The 16,723-nt window shown below is 64.2% G+C and carries 30 protein-coding genes, 1 tRNA gene and 1 pseudogene; 8 read left to right on the forward strand and 24 right to left on the reverse strand.

The genetic code is table 11. The features are described 5' to 3' along the window. Position 1 precedes the first annotated feature (1 nt). From TX80_RS17760 to TX80_RS17870, 23 genes are read right to left on the reverse strand one after another with little or no spacing between them, the layout of a single operon-like run. Positions 2-469, reverse strand: coding sequence for a 50S ribosomal protein L30 (locus tag TX80_RS17760; protein WP_049924653.1), 468 nt, complete (start codon positions 467-469; stop codon positions 2-4). Further along, positions 469-1,125 carry a 30S ribosomal protein S5 gene (locus TX80_RS17765; protein ID WP_049924655.1) on the reverse strand — a complete coding sequence of 219 codons (657 nt, stop codon included), beginning with the start codon at positions 1,123-1,125 and terminating at the stop codon, positions 469-471. The genes TX80_RS17760 and TX80_RS17765 overlap by 1 nt, the downstream gene beginning before the upstream one ends. Beyond that, positions 1,122-1,670: a 50S ribosomal protein L18 gene (locus TX80_RS17770; protein WP_049924656.1), complete on the reverse strand. Its 549-nt coding sequence runs from the start codon at positions 1,668-1,670 to the stop codon at positions 1,122-1,124. Before TX80_RS17770 ends, TX80_RS17765 begins: the two co-directional genes overlap by 4 nt. Continuing rightward, positions 1,670-2,119 (reverse strand): 50S ribosomal protein L19e, encoded by a 450-nt coding sequence (locus TX80_RS17775; protein WP_049924657.1) that lies wholly within the window; start codon positions 2,117-2,119, stop codon positions 1,670-1,672. Before TX80_RS17775 ends, TX80_RS17770 begins: the two co-directional genes overlap by 1 nt. Beyond that, entirely contained in the window at positions 2,112-2,834 is a 723-nt protein-coding gene (locus TX80_RS17780; RefSeq protein ID WP_049924659.1) for a 50S ribosomal protein L32e, read from the reverse strand. The genes TX80_RS17775 and TX80_RS17780 overlap by 8 nt, the downstream gene beginning before the upstream one ends. A gap of 3 nt (positions 2,835-2,837) precedes the next feature. Beyond that, entirely contained in the window at positions 2,838-3,371 is a 534-nt protein-coding gene (locus tag TX80_RS17785; RefSeq protein ID WP_049924660.1) for a 50S ribosomal protein L6, read from the reverse strand. Positions 3,372-3,373: 2 nt separating this feature from the next. Next, on the reverse strand, positions 3,374-3,766 hold the full coding sequence (locus TX80_RS17790) for a 30S ribosomal protein S8 (RefSeq protein ID WP_049924661.1): 393 nt from the start codon (positions 3,764-3,766) through the stop codon (positions 3,374-3,376). A gap of 1 nt (position 3,767) precedes the next feature. After that, positions 3,768-3,962, reverse strand: coding sequence for a 30S ribosomal protein S14 (locus TX80_RS17795; protein ID WP_049924662.1), 195 nt, complete (start codon positions 3,960-3,962; stop codon positions 3,768-3,770). Next, positions 3,955-4,491: a 50S ribosomal protein L5 gene (locus TX80_RS17800; protein ID WP_049924664.1), complete on the reverse strand. Its 537-nt coding sequence runs from the start codon at positions 4,489-4,491 to the stop codon at positions 3,955-3,957. Before TX80_RS17800 ends, TX80_RS17795 begins: the two co-directional genes overlap by 8 nt. Continuing rightward, positions 4,488-5,183 carry a 30S ribosomal protein S4e gene (locus TX80_RS17805; protein WP_049924665.1) on the reverse strand — a complete coding sequence of 232 codons (696 nt, stop codon included), beginning with the start codon at positions 5,181-5,183 and terminating at the stop codon, positions 4,488-4,490. Before TX80_RS17805 ends, TX80_RS17800 begins: the two co-directional genes overlap by 4 nt. Next, the gene (gene rplX, locus TX80_RS17810; RefSeq protein ID WP_049924666.1) at positions 5,180-5,536 is read right to left on the reverse strand and encodes a 50S ribosomal protein L24; all 357 of its coding nucleotides are present in this window, start codon (positions 5,534-5,536) and stop codon (positions 5,180-5,182) included. The genes TX80_RS17805 and rplX overlap by 4 nt, the downstream gene beginning before the upstream one ends. A gap of 4 nt (positions 5,537-5,540) precedes the next feature. Beyond that, positions 5,541-5,939: a 50S ribosomal protein L14 gene (locus tag TX80_RS17815; protein WP_004213668.1), complete on the reverse strand. Its 399-nt coding sequence runs from the start codon at positions 5,937-5,939 to the stop codon at positions 5,541-5,543. Continuing rightward, a complete protein-coding gene (locus tag TX80_RS17820) occupies positions 5,939-6,388 on the reverse strand; it encodes a 30S ribosomal protein S17 (protein WP_049924667.1) in 450 nt (149 codons plus the stop codon). The genes TX80_RS17815 and TX80_RS17820 overlap by 1 nt, the downstream gene beginning before the upstream one ends. Then, positions 6,379-6,840 carry a ribonuclease P protein component 1 gene (locus tag TX80_RS17825; RefSeq protein ID WP_049924668.1) on the reverse strand — a complete coding sequence of 154 codons (462 nt, stop codon included), beginning with the start codon at positions 6,838-6,840 and terminating at the stop codon, positions 6,379-6,381. Before TX80_RS17825 ends, TX80_RS17820 begins: the two co-directional genes overlap by 10 nt. Positions 6,841-6,847: 7 nt before the next feature. After that, positions 6,848-7,069, reverse strand: coding sequence for a 50S ribosomal protein L29 (gene rpmC, locus TX80_RS17830; protein ID WP_049924669.1), 222 nt, complete (start codon positions 7,067-7,069; stop codon positions 6,848-6,850). Then, positions 7,069-8,001: a 30S ribosomal protein S3 gene (locus TX80_RS17835; RefSeq protein ID WP_049924670.1), complete on the reverse strand. Its 933-nt coding sequence runs from the start codon at positions 7,999-8,001 to the stop codon at positions 7,069-7,071. Before TX80_RS17835 ends, rpmC begins: the two co-directional genes overlap by 1 nt. Continuing rightward, a complete protein-coding gene (locus tag TX80_RS17840) occupies positions 8,001-8,474 on the reverse strand; it encodes a 50S ribosomal protein L22 (protein WP_049924671.1) in 474 nt (157 codons plus the stop codon). Before TX80_RS17840 ends, TX80_RS17835 begins: the two co-directional genes overlap by 1 nt. Before the next feature lie 7 nt (positions 8,475-8,481). Then, the gene (locus TX80_RS17845) at positions 8,482-8,904 is read right to left on the reverse strand and encodes a 30S ribosomal protein S19 (protein ID WP_049924673.1); all 423 of its coding nucleotides are present in this window, start codon (positions 8,902-8,904) and stop codon (positions 8,482-8,484) included. Continuing rightward, positions 8,901-9,623 carry a 50S ribosomal protein L2 gene (locus TX80_RS17850; protein WP_049924674.1) on the reverse strand — a complete coding sequence of 241 codons (723 nt, stop codon included), beginning with the start codon at positions 9,621-9,623 and terminating at the stop codon, positions 8,901-8,903. The genes TX80_RS17845 and TX80_RS17850 overlap by 4 nt, the downstream gene beginning before the upstream one ends. Before the next feature lie 2 nt (positions 9,624-9,625). Next, positions 9,626-9,880 carry a 50S ribosomal protein L23 gene (locus TX80_RS17855; RefSeq protein WP_049924676.1) on the reverse strand — a complete coding sequence of 85 codons (255 nt, stop codon included), beginning with the start codon at positions 9,878-9,880 and terminating at the stop codon, positions 9,626-9,628. Further along, complete coding sequence (gene rpl4p / locus TX80_RS17860) at positions 9,877-10,629, reverse strand: 50S ribosomal protein L4 (protein WP_049924677.1); 753 nt, start codon at positions 10,627-10,629, stop codon at positions 9,877-9,879. Before rpl4p ends, TX80_RS17855 begins: the two co-directional genes overlap by 4 nt. Before the next feature lie 3 nt (positions 10,630-10,632). Next, the gene (locus TX80_RS17865) at positions 10,633-11,652 is read right to left on the reverse strand and encodes a 50S ribosomal protein L3 (RefSeq protein ID WP_049924679.1); all 1,020 of its coding nucleotides are present in this window, start codon (positions 11,650-11,652) and stop codon (positions 10,633-10,635) included. A 4-nt stretch (positions 11,653-11,656) separates the two neighbouring features. Beyond that, on the reverse strand, positions 11,657-12,526 hold the full coding sequence (locus tag TX80_RS17870) for a putative RNA uridine N3 methyltransferase (protein WP_049924681.1): 870 nt from the start codon (positions 12,524-12,526) through the stop codon (positions 11,657-11,659). A 279-nt stretch (positions 12,527-12,805) separates the two neighbouring features. Here TX80_RS17870 and TX80_RS17875 point away from each other — a divergent pair. The 8 genes and pseudogenes from TX80_RS17875 to TX80_RS17900 all read left to right on the forward strand — a co-directional run bounded on the left by TX80_RS17875 (position 12,806) and on the right by TX80_RS17900 (position 16,352). After that, positions 12,806-12,876, forward strand: a tRNA-Gly gene (locus TX80_RS17875). Positions 12,877-13,126: 250 nt separating this feature from the next. Then, a complete protein-coding gene (locus TX80_RS19180; protein WP_154658703.1) occupies positions 13,127-13,282 on the forward strand; it encodes a hypothetical protein in 156 nt (51 codons plus the stop codon). Between the two features lie 138 nt (positions 13,283-13,420). Next, positions 13,421-13,627: pseudogene (locus tag TX80_RS20180) on the forward strand (DUF7836 family putative zinc-binding protein); the annotation flags it as partial. Between the two features lie 193 nt (positions 13,628-13,820). Next, positions 13,821-14,174: a HalOD1 output domain-containing protein gene (locus tag TX80_RS17880; protein WP_049924682.1), complete on the forward strand. Its 354-nt coding sequence runs from the start codon at positions 13,821-13,823 to the stop codon at positions 14,172-14,174. A gap of 102 nt (positions 14,175-14,276) precedes the next feature. Further along, positions 14,277-14,588, forward strand: coding sequence for an MTH1187 family thiamine-binding protein (locus TX80_RS17885; RefSeq protein ID WP_049924684.1), 312 nt, complete (start codon positions 14,277-14,279; stop codon positions 14,586-14,588). A 65-nt stretch (positions 14,589-14,653) separates the two neighbouring features. Further along, the gene (locus TX80_RS17890) at positions 14,654-14,863 is read left to right on the forward strand and encodes a heavy-metal-associated domain-containing protein (protein ID WP_049924686.1); all 210 of its coding nucleotides are present in this window, start codon (positions 14,654-14,656) and stop codon (positions 14,861-14,863) included. Positions 14,864-14,919: 56 nt separating this feature from the next. Beyond that, on the forward strand, positions 14,920-15,852 hold the full coding sequence (mch, locus tag TX80_RS17895) for a methenyltetrahydromethanopterin cyclohydrolase (RefSeq protein ID WP_049924687.1): 933 nt from the start codon (positions 14,920-14,922) through the stop codon (positions 15,850-15,852). A 2-nt stretch (positions 15,853-15,854) separates the two neighbouring features. After that, positions 15,855-16,352 (forward strand): hypothetical protein, encoded by a 498-nt coding sequence (locus tag TX80_RS17900; protein ID WP_081661670.1) that lies wholly within the window; start codon positions 15,855-15,857, stop codon positions 16,350-16,352. A 10-nt stretch (positions 16,353-16,362) separates the two neighbouring features. Here TX80_RS17900 and TX80_RS17905 read toward each other — a convergent pair whose 3' ends face one another. Continuing rightward, complete coding sequence (locus TX80_RS17905) at positions 16,363-16,674, reverse strand: hypothetical protein (RefSeq protein ID WP_049924689.1); 312 nt, start codon at positions 16,672-16,674, stop codon at positions 16,363-16,365. Between the last annotated feature and the right edge of the window lie 49 nt (positions 16,675-16,723).

The raw sequence follows: 16,723 nt of genomic DNA on the forward strand, positions 1-16,723 counted from the left end.
GTTATCGCATCGATTCTAGCAGGTCGTTAATCTGCTCTGTTGTATGCTTTCCGAGTTGCCCTCCCTCGGCTGTCGGCTTCTTGATGCCATCGTGACCGCCGCGGGGCGGGTGCAATCGCAGCGTCGGGGACAGCCCCACGTCGCGAAGCGTCGTTTCCTCGGCCAGCAGCGCGTCGGCAAGCGCGTCGAAGTCGTCGTAGTCGGTGTTGTCGGCGAGCCACTCCTCGTCGACGTCCGACTGATCCCCTTCGAGGGGTTCCGCACGCTGTGCGAGCACCGTCGCGAGCACGTCCGAACTGGGTTCGCCGTGGGCGACGTAGTCGTTGACCTTGGTGATCATCCCCTCGTAGGTGTCGGTCTCGGGGACCAGCACACAGTGGTTGACGCTGTGGATGTTGAGCATCTGCAGGGTGTCCTGAACGTCCTGCTGGCGGTTGACTTCGCCACGGACCTGCACGATTGCCTTCATCACTCAGTCACCTCGGCTTCGTCGCGAGTCGTCCGGCGCTGTGGATGGCGCGACTGCGATGCGTTCTCGAGCGCGTTGAACGTCGCTTTCGCGAGGTTCACGGTCGTTCGAGTGTTGCCGTGACTCTTGGTCCAGGCGTTTTCGATACCGGCCAGCTCGAGCACCGCGCGAACGGTGTCGCTTGCGGCCAGTCCGAGCCCTTCCGGCGCGGGGATAACCTCGACCTCGACGGAGCCGGCTTTGCCGTTGGTCCGTCGGGTCAGCGAGTGGGGCCGATCCGAGCGGTCCTCCCACGACCCGGAGCCACGCGGGACCTCGATGATGTTTAGCTTCGCGATACCGATCGCCTTCTGGATGGCAGACCCGACCTGATCGTCCCGGCCTTCCGCGTAGCCGATGTAACCGTCGCGGTTGCCCACGACGACGACACATCGGAACTTCACGCGGCGTCCGGAGTCGGTCATCCGCTGGACCATGTTGATGTCCAGCACTTCGTCGTCCAGCCCCGGGAGGAGCTGGTCGACGATCTCGGGTTCCTTCAGCGGAAGTCCCGAGCTCAGGGCGTCCTCCATCGTATCGATGTCGCCCTCCTGAACCTTCCGGCCGAGACGGGTGACGGGCTGCCAACCGTCGTCGTTGTAGTCGTTTGCGCTCATTCGAGGATCGCCTCTCGTACGTCGTCGAAGTGTTCTGGTAGGTCCGTTGCGTCGAAGTCACCGCTGTACAGCGGCTCGTCTAACTGTTCGGCGTACTCGGCGACGTGTTCGCCGCGGGTACGCGACCAGTCCGCGAGCACCTCGTCGTTGTGCGGGATCTCGAGGCCGGCGTCGATCGCCCCTTCCTGTACCGCGAACACCTTGTTTCCGGGCGTGGCCGTGTTGAGGCCGATGTCGAGAACCGCTTCCTCGATGCCGGCCTCGACGGCCCGCGTGCCGGCCAGCAGGCCGGTCAGGTACGCCGCGGAAATGTTGCTCGTGGGGGCTTCCCAGCCGTACTCCTCGAGATCGCTCGAGTGTGCGCTCGCGAGCGTCTCGTCTCCCTGAGGTCCGGGAGTGATCAGCTGCGCCGTGGTGTGCTTGTTGCTCTTGCGAGCAACCAGGCGTGGCTTGCCCGATTTCAGCAGGCGCAACCTCTGGTGGTAGTCCGTCCGGACCTCACGGCGACGCCGCATCGGCACCTTGTATCGTGGTCCTGTCGCCATTATTGGTCACCGTAGTTCTCGTCGATGTAGTTCAACAGGTACCGGACGCTACGGAACTCCCCACCGCCAGCCTTCTTGTAGAGCTCGCGGTACTGCGTGGGCGTGATCTCGCCCTTGTCGCGGAGTTCACGCAGCTTCCGTCGCTGTGCGCGAATCTTGTTCTGCCATTCGTCTTTCTCGTTCTGGCGTGCGCCCTTCTTGCCGCGTCGCTTGCCCGGCCCCTTCTGGTGGCCGTAGGCGCGTTTCGCGTTGCGCTCGCGGGCGCGGCCGCGGGAGTTGCCCGAGGGCTCGTCGGCCTGAATGCGACCCTCCTCGACGAGTTCGCGGATCTCGTCGCGGGTGATCGCCTCGGCGATGTCTCCCTGCGCGTCGGGATCGAGCCAGACGCGGTTTTCGCCGACGTCGAGGACGTCGGCTGCGAGTCGCTTCTGTGCGGAAAGATCAGTCATTGGATTCCACCTCGACTTCTTCGTAGGTCGGGTTCAGGACGCGAATGCCCTCCGATTCGGCGAGCTCCTCGATCCGCTCGCGTTTGCGAGCGCCGACCGAGGAAGCGATACGGACCGCCTCGCGGTCGCCGTCGACGCCGTCGAGATCGTCGGTGTTCTCGACGTAGACCTCCTCGAAGCCACTGGGGTGTTTGCCCCGGACTTCGGTCGGCGACCGGAAACCGGCCTGCACTTTCGGACCCTTGCCCTTGACGCCCTTGCGCTGTTTGGACAGCGTACCGCGTGGGCGGCGCCACGATTCCGGCGTCCGCTTTTTCTTGTGGTAATCCTGACGGTTGAACTGCGGCTTGCCGACGGAACGACGCCGCTGGAGCAGACGCTCCTCGTCGTCAGTCAGCTCGGGCGTCTTCTCGGTCAGCCCGCGTGGCCGAAGCTCCGTCTCGACGTCTTCCTCCGGCTCCGCTTCTTCTTCGACGCCTTCGTCTTCGATCTCGGCTTCGGTCTCTTCGGTGACCTCGAGATCGCCGACGTCGGCCTTGATGCGGGCCGCGAGTGCGTTTCCGACGCCGTCGGCCTCCGCCAGGTCGTCCTGGTCGGCCTCCTTGACGTCCTCGATGGACTCGAAACCGGCCTCGCGCAGCGCTTCTGCCTTGCTTGCGCCGACGCCGCTGATGTCCTCGAGCTCCTGTGGCTCGTCCGCGTTGTCTTCTGCCATCTATCAGGCACCTCCGGTGGCGGGTTTCTCGGTGATGTAGACCCCGTCCTGGAAGATGCGGGTGTCCTTGCCGCTGACGCGTGTCAGCTGCTCGATGTCCGCCGCCGTCTGGCCGACGTCCTCCTTGTCCGGACCGGAGAGGACGACGACTTCGTCGTCGACGGAGACATCGGTATCACCGTGGATGGTCGTTCGTCGCGCTGCCTTTTCGCCGAGGAAGTTCTCGATGACGACGTCGTCGCCTTCCACGCGGACCTGCATCGGGAAGTGGGAGTAGAAGACTTCCATCTTGTACTCCCAGCCCTCAGTCACGCCGTGGAAGGCGTTCTCGAGGTGGCTCTCGAAGGTGCCGACGGTCGCATTGGTCTTTGCGTCCTCGGCTTCGCTTTCGATTACCACGCTGTCGTCTTCGACCGCGACGTTCACGTCGGGGTACCAGAGACGTCGTGTGACGCTGCCCTCCGGTCCATCGACGGTCACGTCGAGGTGGTCTTTCTCGACGGTTACGTTGTCGGGGATTTCCAGTTCGACTCGCATGGTTAGTAGACGTATGCGATCACCTGGCCCCCAATACCCTGCTGGCGAGCCTCGTAGTGGCTCATGATGCCGTTGCTCGTCGTGACGACGAGCGCGCCGAAGTCCCGAGCGGGGAGATAACGCTTCTCCCACTTCTCGAACTCGTCGGCACCGGCACTGTAGCGGGGCTTGACGGGGCCACACTCGTTGATCGCTCCTTTCAGTTCGACCTCGAACTGACCGGCTTTGCCGTCGTCGACGTACTCGAAGCCGTCGATGTACCCGCGGTCGTAGAAGACCTCGAGTACGCTGCCGATCTCGTTCGAGGCGGGCGTTACCTCGTGCGTGAGATGTCCCACGCTCTCGGCGTTGTCGAGTCCCGAGAGCGCGTTGCTGAGTGGATCGTTTCCAGTCATATTATCGATACTTCTTGAATCCCATGTCACGGGCGATCTCGCGGAAGCACTGCCGACAGAGGTTGATGTCGTACTTGCCGACGAGTCCCTGTTTGCGACCACAGCGCTGGCACTCCTCGATCTGGCCGGTGCGCTTTGCCGCGTGCTCGCCCGTGCGGTTGGCTTCGGTTTCGTGGTCGGTTTCGCTTTCACTCATCGTCAGTCTCCTCGACGGTTACGTCGAAGTTCGCCTCGAGGAACGCGATGGCGTCCTCGGGGGTGAGTCGGTGTCGCGACGGGATCGGACGGGTCGCTTTGTCTCGCTTGGAGACGCGGTAGCCCGGACGCACCAGGTTGACGGTGACGTCCAGCCCGTAGATCCCGACGTTCGGGTCGTACTCCTGGCTCGGGAACTCGGTGTGTTCCTCGACGCCGAAGCTGAAGTTCCCCGTATCGTCGAACTGCCTTTTCGAAAGCTCCGCAAGCGGCAGGGACTTCTCGAGGAAGTCGGACGCGTCCTCGCCACGAAGGGTGACCTTCGTGCCGATCGGATCGCCCTGACGGATCCCGAAGTCCGGTTCGGTCCGTTTCGCCTGCGTACGGACGCTTTCCTGACCGGTGATCTCCTCGATGATGTCTTCGGCTTTACCGAGTTCGCGACCACCCTGACCGACGCCCATGTGGACGACGACTTTCTCGACGCGCGGTTCGCGCATCTCGTGGAAGTCGGCTTCGGCTTCGCTCATTCGTCACCACCCGTGAAGTTCTCGTCGATCACGACGACGTACTCCTCGACGGTCTCGAACTCGCCGTCGTCCGTCGAGACGGTGACGGTGTTCGAACCGCTGCCGTAGGTGACTTCGATGTCGTCGATCTCGCCGATCTTGCCGCCGTGGTTGCCACGGACGGCCGTCACGAGCGCCCCTTCCTCGTAGGGGAAGTGAGCGACGATCGACTTGTCCTCGTTGTCGATGACGATCGAGTCGTTCGTCTCGTACTCGTCGTCGACGATGACGTTCGTCCCGTCGTGCAGCGTCAACTGGACGTCGCCGCCGGTGACGTGTTGTTTCTTCTCGATCTTTCCGAGGCGGCTGTCGGCTGCAGCCCCGTCGATCTCGGTCAGCGCGAGCCGACCGCCCTCGTCGGGGAAGACGCGGTAATACTCCTCGCGACCGGGGAACGCGATAATGTCGAACATCCCGATCGGACGTTGCTCGTCGTTGATCGGCGTCCCGTTGACGAGGATCGCGTCCTCGGAGAGGGCGTATCGCGCTTCCTTCTTCGAGTCGACGTAGCCGAGCACGTCACGAAGGAGGACGACGAGCGGAACGCCGTCCTCGCCGTGGGGACCGGCGTCGGCTTTCACCGTGAAGACGTCGGTCTTGCGCTCGACCGGCCAGGACTTCGGTACTGACAGTCGTTTCTGGTGTTTCGTCATTCGTTATCACCTTCGAGGCGTGCCTCGCGACGCTCGTCCTCGAGGTCGAGCTCCGTGATACGGATGTTCGACGGGTCAAGCGGCCGGGGCACCTCTTCGCCGTCGGCCGTCTCGACGGTCACGTCCTCGACGTGAACGACGCCGTCCTCGAGGATGGCGCGAACGACCTCGCCCTCTTCGCCGGCGTGGTCGCCGCGCATGATCTCGACGGTATCCCCCGCGTTGACGCGGGTTCGGCGCGTGTCGTACTCCTCCCGGAGCTCCTCGGAGAGCGTCGCGTGAAGCTGCTTCTGTCGCTTGTGCAGCGGCGCACGCTCGGTCTGCGTTCGCTGTTTGTGGGGTTGCTTGCTCATGGTTCTATACGATCATCGTCGCGGTAGAGGCGATTGCTCCGAAGCGCTCTGCGACTTCGCGGGCGATCGGCCCCTTGATCTCGGTTCCGCGGGGCTCTTCGTTCTCGTCGATGATGACCGCCGCGTTGTCCTCGAACTTCAGCCGCGTCCCGTCCGGCCGGCGGATCGATTTGCGCTGGCGGACGATGACGGCCTCGAGGACCTGACGGCGCATCTCGGGGGTACCCTTGGTCACGGAGACCGTGACTTTGTCACCGAGTCCCGCCTTCGGCTGGCGGTTCTTGGTGCCGTGGTATCCCGAGACGCTGATGACCTTCAGTTCACGCGCGCCGGTGTTGTCGGCACACGTGACCAGCGACCCCTTCTTGAGGCCCTGCGTGACGTCGGCTTTCATTGCCTCCATCACCGATCACCCTCGGTTGCTTCGGGTTCGGCTCCCTCGGTAACGTCGCCGCCCGAAAGTTCCCGTTCGGGCTCCGCTTCGCGTGTCAGTTCGGCGACGTCCTCCACGGTCGCTTCTTCGGTTACTTCGACGACCACGTGCGATTTGGTCTTCGACAGTGGTCGGGTCTCTGCGATCTTGACCGTGTCACCGACCGAGAGCGGCTCGAGCACGCCCGGCACGTGTGCCGGGATGCGCGAGCGTCGCTTCATGTAGCGGTCGTATTTCGGGACCGCTACGTCGTACTCTCGCTCGACGACTACGGTCTTGTCCATGTCCGTCGAGACGACGGTTCCTTCGAGGACCTGGCCTCGAACGGGAAGGTCGCCGTAGAACGGACACTTCTCGTAGTCGTATTCCTCCGGGTTTTCGGGTTCCGGAGGGGTTTCAACGTCTAGTCCTATTGCCATGGTGAATCACCAGTCGTTTCCGTTCGTCGGGCGGGTCGTGAGAGCAGTCGCGATCCATCGACCGTAACGTAGGCCACGTCCTCGCCGGCAGCGTGACGGTGATCCCGCGAGGGATCATCGTCACGACAGCCGGCGGCGTCGCCGCCGGCTCGTTCCTCGTCGCCGTTGCCGGCGGCCGAGGGTTGGGAATCGGCCAGTTCGGACGCGGTCCCCGACCCCTTGGCGGGGTCGGCGGCGTCATCTGTGATCGCGAACTCGAACGTCGAGCCCGATTTCGGCACCATGACGACCCGAGACTCGCCGTTTTCGCGAACCTCGATAGAGAGGGTGTTTGTCGTCTCGATGACGACCCGCCCCTCAAGCCCCACCCGCGAGGCGTCGTCGCTCTCGACGACGCGGACGGGCAGGCCGTTGAGTTCGTGTCGCGGCAGAGTCTCGGGTGTCAGTGCCATTTGTGTATTACTGTTCGTCTTCGTCCTCGAGATCGCCTTCCTCGCGCTGGATCGTCTTGATCCGCGCGATCGTCCGGCCCAGTTCGCCGATACGGCCCGGGTTCTCCGGGGCCCCACCGGCTGCGAGGACGGACTTTGCGTTCAGCAGTTCCGTCTCGAGTTCCTCGAGTTCCTCCTGCCGTTCGGCAGGCGTCATGTCGCGGATCTCCTCGGTGTGCAGGATCGCCATCAGGCGTCACCTCCGTCGTCATCCTCGTCCTCGTCTTCCATCTCCGCGACGAGTTCTTCGGCTTCGGCTTCGACGTCTTCCTCGAGTTCCTCGAGTTCCTCTTCGACGCCCTCGTCTCCGGGGACCTCGACTTCCTCGAACTCCTCGTCGGCCTCGGCGTCCGATTCGACGACTTCCTCGACGACCTCCTCGGCCTCGCCTTCGTCGGGGGCTTCGGCGGCCGGCTCGTCGGCATCGGCGTCGACATCGGCCGCTTCGGGTTCACCCTCGAGCAGTTCGTCGACGCCTTCGGCCTCGTTGGCCTCGACGGCCTCGGGGACGAGCTCCTCGGGATCGACGTCGTCGTGGATTCGGAAGTCGTCTGGCAGTTCGGCGTTCGGCGGGATGATCTTCACCGTGACGCCGATCGTGCCGAGTTTCATGACGGCCGTCGCCTGGCCTTCGTCGACGATCTCCTCTGCGGGTTCGCCGTTGTGCTTGATGTAGCCCCGGTTGAACTTCTCGACGCGCGATCGCGCGCCCGTGACCTTCCCCGAGAGGACGATCTCGGCACCGAGTGCGCCGGCTTCCATGATCCGGTCGATCGTCGTGTGACCGGCCTTTCGGAAGTACCAGCCACGCTCCAAGGCGTTCGCGAGTCGATCCGCCACGATCCGTGCGTTGAGGTCGGGTTCGTCGACCTCCTGTACGTCGATCTGGGGATCCTCGAGGTCGAACTTCTCCTCGAGCGCGGTCGTTACCTTCCGGATGTTCTCGCCGCCTTTGCCGATGACCATCCCCGGCTTCTCGGCCTTGAGGACGATCTGGGTTCCCATCGGCGTCTTGGCGACGTCCATGCCACCGTAGCCTGCGCGGCCGAGTTCTTCAGCGAAGAACTCGTCGATCTGTGACCGCTGCAGGCCGTTTTCGATGAACTGTTGTTCGTCAGCCATTAGCTATCACCCTCTTCGTCGGTCTCTTCGACCACGATTTCGACGTCGACCTGGGGCGTATTCCAGGCCGAGGCACGCCCCATCGCGCGGGGCTTGCGTCCCATCGATTCGCCGACCTTGTGGGCGGCGACGTGGACGATCTCCATCGACTCGCCGTCGAAACCCTGGTGGTCGGCGTTGGACTCGACGTTTTCGAGCAGGTCGAGGAACGCTTCCGAGACCTTCTCGGGGTACTTACCGGCGTCCCATCCGTCGACGTCGGACCGGTGTCCGGCACCGGCGTTGTGGGACTTGAACGGCACCGACTGTTTCTCGTCGATTACGTCCTGCAGGTACGCCTGCGCGTCGCCGACCGTTCGGCCCTTGAGTTCGCGGGCGACCTCCTTGCTGTGCTTGTGGCTCATGTGACGCTCCCGGAGCATCGCTTTCGCGGTCGTATCCGGGTCGGCGTCGACTGAGTAGTTGATTCCCATACGTTGATCACTTCAGTGGGACGAACTTCGACGAGCGAGTCGCGCCGATCCCCGCCTGTCCGTGTTCGACGGACTTGCGGGTCAGCTGGAACTCGCCGAGATAGTGTCCGATCATCTCGGGTTCGATCCGGACGCGCTCGAACGACTGGCCGTCGTAGACCTCGAAGGTCAGGCCAACGAACTCCGGCAGGATCGGCATATCCCGCAGGTGAGTCCGGATCGGCGCGTTCGCGGTCTCTTCCTCGCCTTTCTCGCGTGCCTCCTCGAGAAGCTTCTGCTTCTCGACGGAGAGGCCGCGCTGGATACTTCGCCGCTTTCGTGCGGGCAGCAGTTCCGCGACTTCTTCGAGCTCCATCTCCTGCAGCTCCTCGAGCGTGTAGCCACGATAGGTGAACTCACCTTCGCGGCCGGTTCGGTACTCCTGACTCATTTGTTCCCACCTCGGCCGGTTCGCCGGGAGGAGATGTCACCGACCTTCCGTCCCGGCGGAGCGTTCCGCGAGACGGATTTCGGTTTGCCGGGGTGCTGTCGGCCGCCGCCACCGAACGGGTGGTCGACGGCGTTCATCGCGACACCGCGGACGCGGGGCCACTTGGTACCCCGAGCTTTCATCTTGTGGTGCTTGTTGCCTGCTTTGACCATCGGCTTCTCCGTGCGGCCGCCGCCGGCGACGACGCCGATGGTGGCACGACACTGCGGATCGAGGCGCTTGACCTCGCCGCTTGGAAGCTGGACGACCGCGGCGTTGCGGTCGTGGGTGATCAGGTCCGCGTTGACACCCGACGCACGAGCGAACTTGCCGCCGTCGCCCGGGTTCGCTTCGACGTTACAGATCGGGACCCCTTCGGGGATCTCCGCGAGCGGAAGCGTGTTGCCCGGCTTGATCTCCGCGGAGACGCCGACCTGGATCTCCTCGCCGACGGTGACGCCTTCGGGCGCGAGGACGAGCCGCTGTTCGCCGTCCTCGAACTCGATGGCGGCGACGGGTGCCGATCGCGCTGGATCGTGTTCGATATCCACGATCGTCCCGCGAACGACGTCGTCGTCTTCTGCCTTCTTGTGGTCGAGCTTCGCCTTGTATCGGTGCGACGGGGCGCGGAACGTCGATGTACCGCGACCGCGTCGTTGTCCGAGAATGCGTCGTCCCATCCTCAGAACACCCCGATTCGCGAGGCGACTTCCTGCGCGTCGTCGTCCTCGGAGAGTTTGACGGTTGCTTTCTTCTTGCCTTTCATCGTCACTTGCGTGTTGATGTCGTCAACCGAGACCTCGAAGCGCTCCTCGACTTCGTCCCGAATCTCGGGCTTGGTGGCGTCGGGGTTGACGACGAACTGGAGCTTGTTCTCGAAGTCCATGTCGTTCATCGCCTTCTCCGTGACCAGCGGGTGTTCGATGATCGAACTCATCGGTCGGCCACCTCCTCGAGTGCGCTTTCGGTCCAGACGGTCAGTCGACCCGGCTGCGTTCCGGGCGCGAGATCCTCGGCGTTGACCTCCGCAGCGGTCGTCACGTCGGCCCCGGCGAGGTTCCGGGCCGCACGGGACGGGCCGGTCTCGCTCGAGGTGACAAAGAGGATCGACTTGGGCTGTTTGTACTTGCGACCGCGGGTCTTCCCGCGACCCGAGCGGACGCTGCGGCCCTCATCCGCGCGCTCGACGTCGTCCGCGAGGCCGGCGGCCTCGAGGAACGAGACGACCTCCTTGGTCTTGGTGAGGTCCTCGAACTCGTCGTCGACGACGACGGGCAGCTCGAGGCCCTCGTCGAACTCGTGGCCGCGCTCGGCGACGAGCGATTCGTCGGTCGTCGCGGCGATGGCGCTGCGGACGGCCAGCTTCTTTTCTTTCGTGTTGATCGATTCGGTCCAGTCCTTCTCGGCTTTCGGCGGGTGTGCCTTGCGTCCCTTGACGGTCTGGGGAACGCGCCGACCGCGCCCCTCCTGTCGTGGGACGTGGGCCATCCCGCGGCCGCTACCGAACGATTCGGCCGGCGTTCGAAGGCCGGCGAACTCGTCGGCGCCGTAGTCCTGTTTCCGGTTTGCCTGGGCGACACGGACCGCGCGGGCGATCAAGTCCGGGCGGTACTGGGTCTCGAAGACCGCCGGGAGCTCGAGCGTGCCCGCGTCCGAGCCGTCCAGGTCGCGTACTGTTGCTTCCATATGTTATCCCTGGTTGGATGCGGTGGAGACGTACCGAACCTCGGGATCGAGGCGCGGCTGGTCTCCGGGTCGGATCGCCGGGCGGAAGCGGACAAGCCGCTTCTCCGGCCCGGGGAGCGAGCCCTTGATCAGCGCGTGCGGCCCGTCGACTTCGCCGTAGTTGACGAAGCCGCCGTCGACCGTCGCGTCCGCGCCGTCGCCGATATCGACGAGGCGCTTGTTCAGTTCCGTCCGCTGGTGGTAGCCGGTCTGGCCCTGCTGTGGGACCGTCGACCGAACCCGGGACGGGTTCCAGGGACCGAGGTTCCCGATGCGGCGGCGCCAGCCCTGCCGGGCGTGTTTGCCCTTGCGTTTCTGGACGCCCCATCGCTTGACGGGACCCTGTGTCCCCTTCCCTTTCGTGACGCCGCTTGCGTCGACGTACTCGCCGGCACGGAACACGTCGTTCATGACGTGTTCGCCGCCGTCCTCGAGCAACTCGAGGGCGAAGTCGACGCGTTCCTCGACGGCGCTGCCGCCGACGCGGGTCTCCATCACGTCCGGTTTCTTCTTCGGAACCGAGGGAACCTCGGCTGGCACCGTATGGGTGATGACGCGAACGTCGTCGACGCGTCCCTCATCGAGGTAGCCGCGGAGTTCGTCCGCGGCGGCGTCGCTGTCGTAGTCATCGCCGGGGAGATCGAGGACGCGATCGAGTTCGGGAACGAACTCGTCGGTCCAGACCTCGGTGACCGGCTTCATACCGTACGGTGTGTCTTCGTACGCACGCAGGGCGACGGCGCGCATCGGCGGCGTCTCCACGATCGTCACGGGGACGGTCTGTTCCATCCCCTCGGTCGGCGAATTCGCTTTATCGTCGACCATGACGACGTGGGTCATGCCGGCCTTGTAGCCCGCAAAGCCCTGGAGCGTCGGCTGTCCGTCGTCGTCCGGCCACGAGTTGAAACGCGGCACCTCCGAGGTGGCGCGCTTCCGTGGACCGAACCCGAGTGAGCCTTTCCGTGGTGCGTTTGATTGTGGCATTCTATCACTCTCTCAGTGAGAGGGGAGCGAGGGTGGCGAACAGCGCTTCTTCCGTTCGCACGACCCCGCTTCCCTGATCCGGAACCGTGTTTAGCCAGAGGTCGAACCCCGGATCGGCTGTGGGTTCGACTCCGTCGTCAGCGTCACCCTCGTCGGACGAGGGGACGGCTGACGCCTCGATTCCGAGGATATCCGGCAACCCTCGCTCGGGTGCACCGAACGCGACGGTCATCCCGTCCCGTTCGATCGTCCCGGCCAGCGTCTCGAGCCGCCCGACGGTGAGTCGTTCACCGTAGCGGGAGGCGGCGATGCAGACGCCGGCGTCCTCACGGCCGAGTGCTGCCGAAAGGTCCGTCCGCTCGACCGACAGCCCCGGGAGGGGCCGGCCGACGAGCTTCGCCCGGACCGGTCGTCGCGAAGAGATCCTGACGGTCACGCGCTCCCCCTCGTCGACCTCCATTTTCGGAGGGACGTTGAGGGAGATCGGGTGTTGCAGTCCGCAATTGACCCGGACGCGCCCTTCAGGTCCGACCTCGGTCACGATCCCTTGTCTTAACGACCCCGAACCGTCGGATTCGGAGCCGGTCCGTGACACAGCGCGGAGCGGCGGCAAGACGCCCGCGTACTCCAGTTCGTCCCGCATCCCCCATACCTCGTTGCGGAGGTACGGCGGCGTTGCGGCGTACCGAAAGACGGTGCTTACGAACCCGCCGTCGAACTCCCCCCGTTCGCCGTCCCGGTCGGGGAAGACGATCAGGCGGTCAGCCCGGAAGACAGTCGCCGCGCGGGCGACGTATCCGAGTTTGCGAGTGGCCTCGCGTTTGTCCTCGGCTTCCCGGGTGAGCGACGACGGCACGAGTACGCTGACGGTCATGCCGTGACGCTTCGGCGCCGCGTCACTAGACTGTAGCGATGTTTTGCGGACAGGGTCTTAAAAGGATAGCGGATTCGATTACGGCTGTGAACGCCTCACAGCCCCGAATTCGTGCCGAACGAACACACACTCACTCGAGGTGATCGATCGCCGCCCCGTCGACGAAGCCCTCTCGAGTCCCCTACCGGCGGGCGAATACCGGCATGCCGGACCATGCCGATGCCGTGTCGATTCGCAACCCTTATACATCCTTCCGACAGTAGGTGTAAGTGCAGCAGGGCGCTGGTAGTGTAGTGGTATCACGTGACCTTGCCATGGTCACAACCTGGGTTCAAATCCCAGCCAGCGCATTTTTGAGGAACCACACGGCAAGCGAGGAGCCTGTTCCTCGAAACTCGTTCCGGGTTCTCGGCGTGGTTCGAATCCCAGCCAGCGCACGTCCCGGACTCCCCCACGAGCGACGGCAATCCCGTGTCGGTTCTGTTGCGAACGAACCCACGTGCGATCCGTGCGTTCGTCGGTGGAACCCACTCGATGCAGCCGAACGCCACGGATAGCGAAGCGAACCCTTAACTCGTCGACGGCTGTAGGACAACCGAAATGAGCGGACTACTCGCCAGCGTGAAACGCGATCCAGCACGGGTCGTGTGTCCGATCGGCGTCTTCGGATCGATGCTGCTCCTCTTCAACAGCCGAATCCTCCTTTTCATCGTCGGAATGTTCCTCACCTTCGTCGTGGCCAAATACGTGAGTTAAGGCCACGACCACCGCCTTCGCAGTCCCGCCTTCACGGCGTAGACGAACGCGCACGAGAGACCTCAAGGAGGAGCGGAAGACGACCCAGACCGTATGCGCGATGGTTGGATCCAGCTCTAGTATGTCGACTGTGACGAACGGTGGGACGCCGACCCCGCCGACCTGCCGTCGCCCAGAACCGAGTTCACCTGCGATCACTGCGGGGCAAAACGGTCGACTGCGGCGTTCGTGAAGACACAGTGCGGCCTCGACATCCTCGTGGAGTTCCACGGGAAGCCAGCGGAGGCCTGCGAGCGGGACCTAAGCCCCGGTTGCGTCGGAACGCGAACGATCGACCGCAAGTAACCCCTGCTTTCGACGACGGTCTCGGTCGCAGGGACCGGTCACGACCGGCGACGTTCACGGATCGATAGTGAATAGGGAATCGTGAAATATTAGCCGCACTTTCCTTCACATACGTTTACCGATTCCGGCTGCGATTGGCTTTTATACTCCAAGTAACTACGAATCAATAGTCGATTGAAGCTGCTGACCTCCTATGCAAACTGAACTTTCACCAACCGACAGCACGGACGAGTACCAGTACGACCAGACGAACGATCGCTACGTCTTCAAGCACGATCCCGACGGGACTGCGACGATCACCACGACGATCGTCCACGCCCTCGCATCGATCGCGGACACCGACGTTTCACAGGGGGAGTTCTCGCTTTACGACAGCGTCGATCCCGACGCGCTCGATCGCATCTTCAGCAAGAAAGCCGACGGGACCGAACGGTCCGGCGGTCACGTCGCGTTCACCGCCCTCGAGCACGAGATCTACGTCTACGCCAACGGCGATGTCATCATCTACCCGCCGACGGAGGCGACCCGGTCGCCGCAGGCGAACTAACCGGGATTCGCTCTCGACGGCCCGAAACGACCGGTTCCGTTCGCGTTGCGCCGTATCCAGCATGGAACGGATTTAGGGGCCTCCTTGCCGTCAACGAAAGCGATGACAGTTATTGCACTCCTGAGCGTCGCACCCGTGATCGAAGACAGCATGGCCGGCGAGATCGCGAAAGCGGTCGACGCGCTCGAGGACTACGACGTCGAGTACGAGACGAACCCGATGGGGACGGTGATCGAAACCGACGATATCGGCGAACTGTTCGCGGCCGCACAGGCGGCACACGAGGCCGTCGACGGCGACCGCGTCAGTACCGTCCTGAAGATCGACGACAAACGGACGCGTGACACCTCGGCCGCGGAGAAGGTCGGTGCCGTCGAGGCGGAGCTCGGACGGCCGCCGACGAGCACGGACTAGCCGTCCGTCGGACCCGATCGATCGGGAACGGAAGGCTCAATCCGTTCTGGTGACTACCGTCGCGTATGGAACGAACAACGTTCGAGGTCACTGGGATGTCCTGTGGCGGCTGTGAGACGAACGTGATCGAGGCCGTCGAGGCGCTCGAGGGGGTCTCGTCCGTGACCGCGGATCACGATGCCGACGAAGTCCGCGTCGAACACGACGAAACGGCGGTCGACGACGGTGCGATCGTCGACGCGATCGAGAACGCGGGATACGAGGCGGCGGTCTGACCTCGGTCGGACGTAAACTGACAAACTGTTTTACGCAGGGCGCTGAAAGGGCGGCCATGGAGAGTCTCAACCGGATGGCGATCGAGTTGGTCGACGAGGCCCTCGACTACGCCGAGGAGTTGAACGTCGGGGGCTACGACCTCGAGAACGAGGCGACGGTGCTTGACTTCGGGATCGAGTTCGACGGCGGCGTCGAGGCCGGCCTGTTGCTGACGGAGATCCAGACCGCCGGGCTGGCGACGCCGAGTCACGAACTCGGCGAGATCGACGGCGCGCCGATCCCCGTCGTCGAGCTGTCGACCGACCAGCCGGCGCTATCGCTGCTCTGTTCGCAGAAGGCAGGCTGGGAGCTGCGGACCGAGGACTTCGAGGGGCTGGGCAGTGGCCCTGCTCGGGCGCTGGTCGCCGAAGAGGCGGAGTTCCGCCGGGTCGGCTACACCGACGCGTTCGACCTGACGGCGCTTGCGGTCGAGACCGACGAACTTCCGCCGGAGTCCGCAGCGACGCAGGTCGCCGACCTCGCCGAGGTCGAGACCAGCAGCGTCTTCCTGCTCGCGTATCCGACCGCAAGCGTCGTCGGGAGCATCACGAACGCCGCCCGCGCGGCCGAACTCGCGACGTTTCGCCTGACCGAACTCGGCTACGATCCGCTGGACGTCGTCTCGGCGACGGGACGGGCACCGGTAGCGCCCGTAGCGGACGACGAGCGAACGGCCATCGCGCGTACGAACGATTCGATTGCATACGGTGGGACGGCACATCTGACGGTTCGCGAGGACGCCGATATCTTCGATTCGGTCCCGTCGACTGCCGCCGAGGACCACGGTCGCCCGTTCGGCGAGGTGTTCGACGACCTCGACTGGGAGTTCGAGGACGTCCCGTCGGACCTGTTTGCCCCTGCGAAGGTGACGATCGACGTCCTCGGCGGTCCGACCTACGTCCACGGCGAGACCGACGAGGAACTGCTCGCCGAATCGTTCCAGTTGTAACCGTGCAGTTCAAACCCGTTCCCGACCCGCCCGCCGATCTCGACGCGCTGGCCGATGTCCGCAGAGCGGTTCCCCCGGCTACCGACGCGGGGCCCGAATCGGACGGCGACGTCGACTGCTGTGCTCGAGTCGTCCGCCGGACCGACGTTCGGGACCGCGACGAAGCCGGCACCTGGCTGACCTTCCTCCGGGCGCTCGAGTTGGCGACCGAAGAGCCGTCCGGGTTCGTGCGGACACGAGGCGATCTCGAACCCGGGCGGCTCCGGACGGCGTTTCGGAACCGGGTGTACGGTGCATCCGCAGTTCTCGAGACGCTCGAGGCTGCCGACGGCCCGCTCTCGGCAGCGGACGTTGTCGATCGCGTTCGGCGAGGGGATTCGGCGGGCCGTTCCGGCACGGGCGACCCCGAACGAACCGAACGGCTCCTCGAGTGGGCCGTCCTGTTCGACCTCGCCGAGCGAACGACCGACGGCTACCGGACGGCCGAGGGGCTCGAATAGACGGGATCGGTCACCGCGCGGTTCGGTGATAGTGGTCGATGAGAAGCGTCCCCGCACGGACGAGGACGTAGAGGGTCGCCGTGACGAGGGTTATCGGAACGACGGCCTCCCAGAGGTGCTCCGTTAGTCGAAGCAGTTCGGCCATCGGGGGAACGGCCTGCCCACCGATCAGTTCGATGGTGGCTTCGACGGTGATACCGAATATCCGCGTCGCGAGCGTCGCGACGATGGCGACGCCGACCCAAAGCAGGAGGATGCCGAAAATCACCAGCGATTCTCTGAACGCCCATTCGAGACGGCCGAGCGGGGAGTCGGGAAGCACGGGCTAAACACCCATTTTAATTCTTCGAATATCTATTGAAATTACATTT

The organism is Halopiger djelfimassiliensis (genome assembly GCF_000455365.1).
GTDB classification, from domain to species: Archaea; Halobacteriota; Halobacteria; order Halobacteriales; family Natrialbaceae; genus Halopiger_B; species Halopiger_B djelfimassiliensis.

Coding starts and splice junctions, on each gene's coding strand:
- TX80_RS17760 (WP_049924653.1), bottom strand. CDS start 469: ATGAAGGCAATCGTGCAGGTCCGTGGCGAAGTCAACCGCCAGCAGGAC.
- TX80_RS17765 (WP_049924655.1), bottom strand. CDS start 1,125: ATGAGCGCAAACGACTACAACGACGACGGTTGGCAGCCCGTCACCCGT.
- TX80_RS17770 (WP_049924656.1), bottom strand. CDS start 1,670: ATGGCGACAGGACCACGATACAAGGTGCCGATGCGGCGTCGCCGTGAG.
- TX80_RS17775 (WP_049924657.1), bottom strand. CDS start 2,119: ATGACTGATCTTTCCGCACAGAAGCGACTCGCAGCCGACGTCCTCGAC.
- TX80_RS17780 (WP_049924659.1), bottom strand. CDS start 2,834: ATGGCAGAAGACAACGCGGACGAGCCACAGGAGCTCGAGGACATCAGC.
- TX80_RS17785 (WP_049924660.1), bottom strand. CDS start 3,371: ATGCGAGTCGAACTGGAAATCCCCGACAACGTAACCGTCGAGAAAGAC.
- TX80_RS17790 (WP_049924661.1), bottom strand. CDS start 3,766: ATGACTGGAAACGATCCACTCAGCAACGCGCTCTCGGGACTCGACAAC.
- TX80_RS17795 (WP_049924662.1), bottom strand. CDS start 3,962: ATGAGTGAAAGCGAAACCGACCACGAAACCGAAGCCAACCGCACGGGC.
- TX80_RS17800 (WP_049924664.1), bottom strand. CDS start 4,491: ATGAGCGAAGCCGAAGCCGACTTCCACGAGATGCGCGAACCGCGCGTC.
- TX80_RS17805 (WP_049924665.1), bottom strand. CDS start 5,183: ATGACGAAACACCAGAAACGACTGTCAGTACCGAAGTCCTGGCCGGTC.
- rplX (WP_049924666.1), bottom strand. CDS start 5,536: ATGAGCAAGCAACCCCACAAACAGCGAACGCAGACCGAGCGTGCGCCG.
- TX80_RS17815 (WP_004213668.1), bottom strand. CDS start 5,939: ATGGAGGCAATGAAAGCCGACGTCACGCAGGGCCTCAAGAAGGGGTCG.
- TX80_RS17820 (WP_049924667.1), bottom strand. CDS start 6,388: ATGGCAATAGGACTAGACGTTGAAACCCCTCCGGAACCCGAAAACCCG.
- TX80_RS17825 (WP_049924668.1), bottom strand. CDS start 6,840: ATGGCACTGACACCCGAGACTCTGCCGCGACACGAACTCAACGGCCTG.
- rpmC (WP_049924669.1), bottom strand. CDS start 7,069: ATGGCGATCCTGCACACCGAGGAGATCCGCGACATGACGCCTGCCGAA.
- TX80_RS17835 (WP_049924670.1), bottom strand. CDS start 8,001: ATGGCTGACGAACAACAGTTCATCGAAAACGGCCTGCAGCGGTCACAG.
- TX80_RS17840 (WP_049924671.1), bottom strand. CDS start 8,474: ATGGGAATCAACTACTCAGTCGACGCCGACCCGGATACGACCGCGAAA.
- TX80_RS17845 (WP_049924673.1), bottom strand. CDS start 8,904: ATGAGTCAGGAGTACCGAACCGGCCGCGAAGGTGAGTTCACCTATCGT.
- TX80_RS17850 (WP_049924674.1), bottom strand. CDS start 9,623: ATGGGACGACGCATTCTCGGACAACGACGCGGTCGCGGTACATCGACG.
- TX80_RS17855 (WP_049924676.1), bottom strand. CDS start 9,880: ATGAGTTCGATCATCGAACACCCGCTGGTCACGGAGAAGGCGATGAAC.
- rpl4p (WP_049924677.1), bottom strand. CDS start 10,629: ATGGAAGCAACAGTACGCGACCTGGACGGCTCGGACGCGGGCACGCTC.
- TX80_RS17865 (WP_049924679.1), bottom strand. CDS start 11,652: ATGCCACAATCAAACGCACCACGGAAAGGCTCACTCGGGTTCGGTCCA.
- TX80_RS17870 (WP_049924681.1), bottom strand. CDS start 12,526: ATGACCGTCAGCGTACTCGTGCCGTCGTCGCTCACCCGGGAAGCCGAG.
- TX80_RS19180 (WP_154658703.1), top strand. CDS start 13,127: ATGAGCGGACTACTCGCCAGCGTGAAACGCGATCCAGCACGGGTCGTG.
- TX80_RS17880 (WP_049924682.1), top strand. CDS start 13,821: ATGCAAACTGAACTTTCACCAACCGACAGCACGGACGAGTACCAGTAC.
- TX80_RS17885 (WP_049924684.1), top strand. CDS start 14,277: ATGACAGTTATTGCACTCCTGAGCGTCGCACCCGTGATCGAAGACAGC.
- TX80_RS17890 (WP_049924686.1), top strand. CDS start 14,654: ATGGAACGAACAACGTTCGAGGTCACTGGGATGTCCTGTGGCGGCTGT.
- mch (WP_049924687.1), top strand. CDS start 14,920: ATGGAGAGTCTCAACCGGATGGCGATCGAGTTGGTCGACGAGGCCCTC.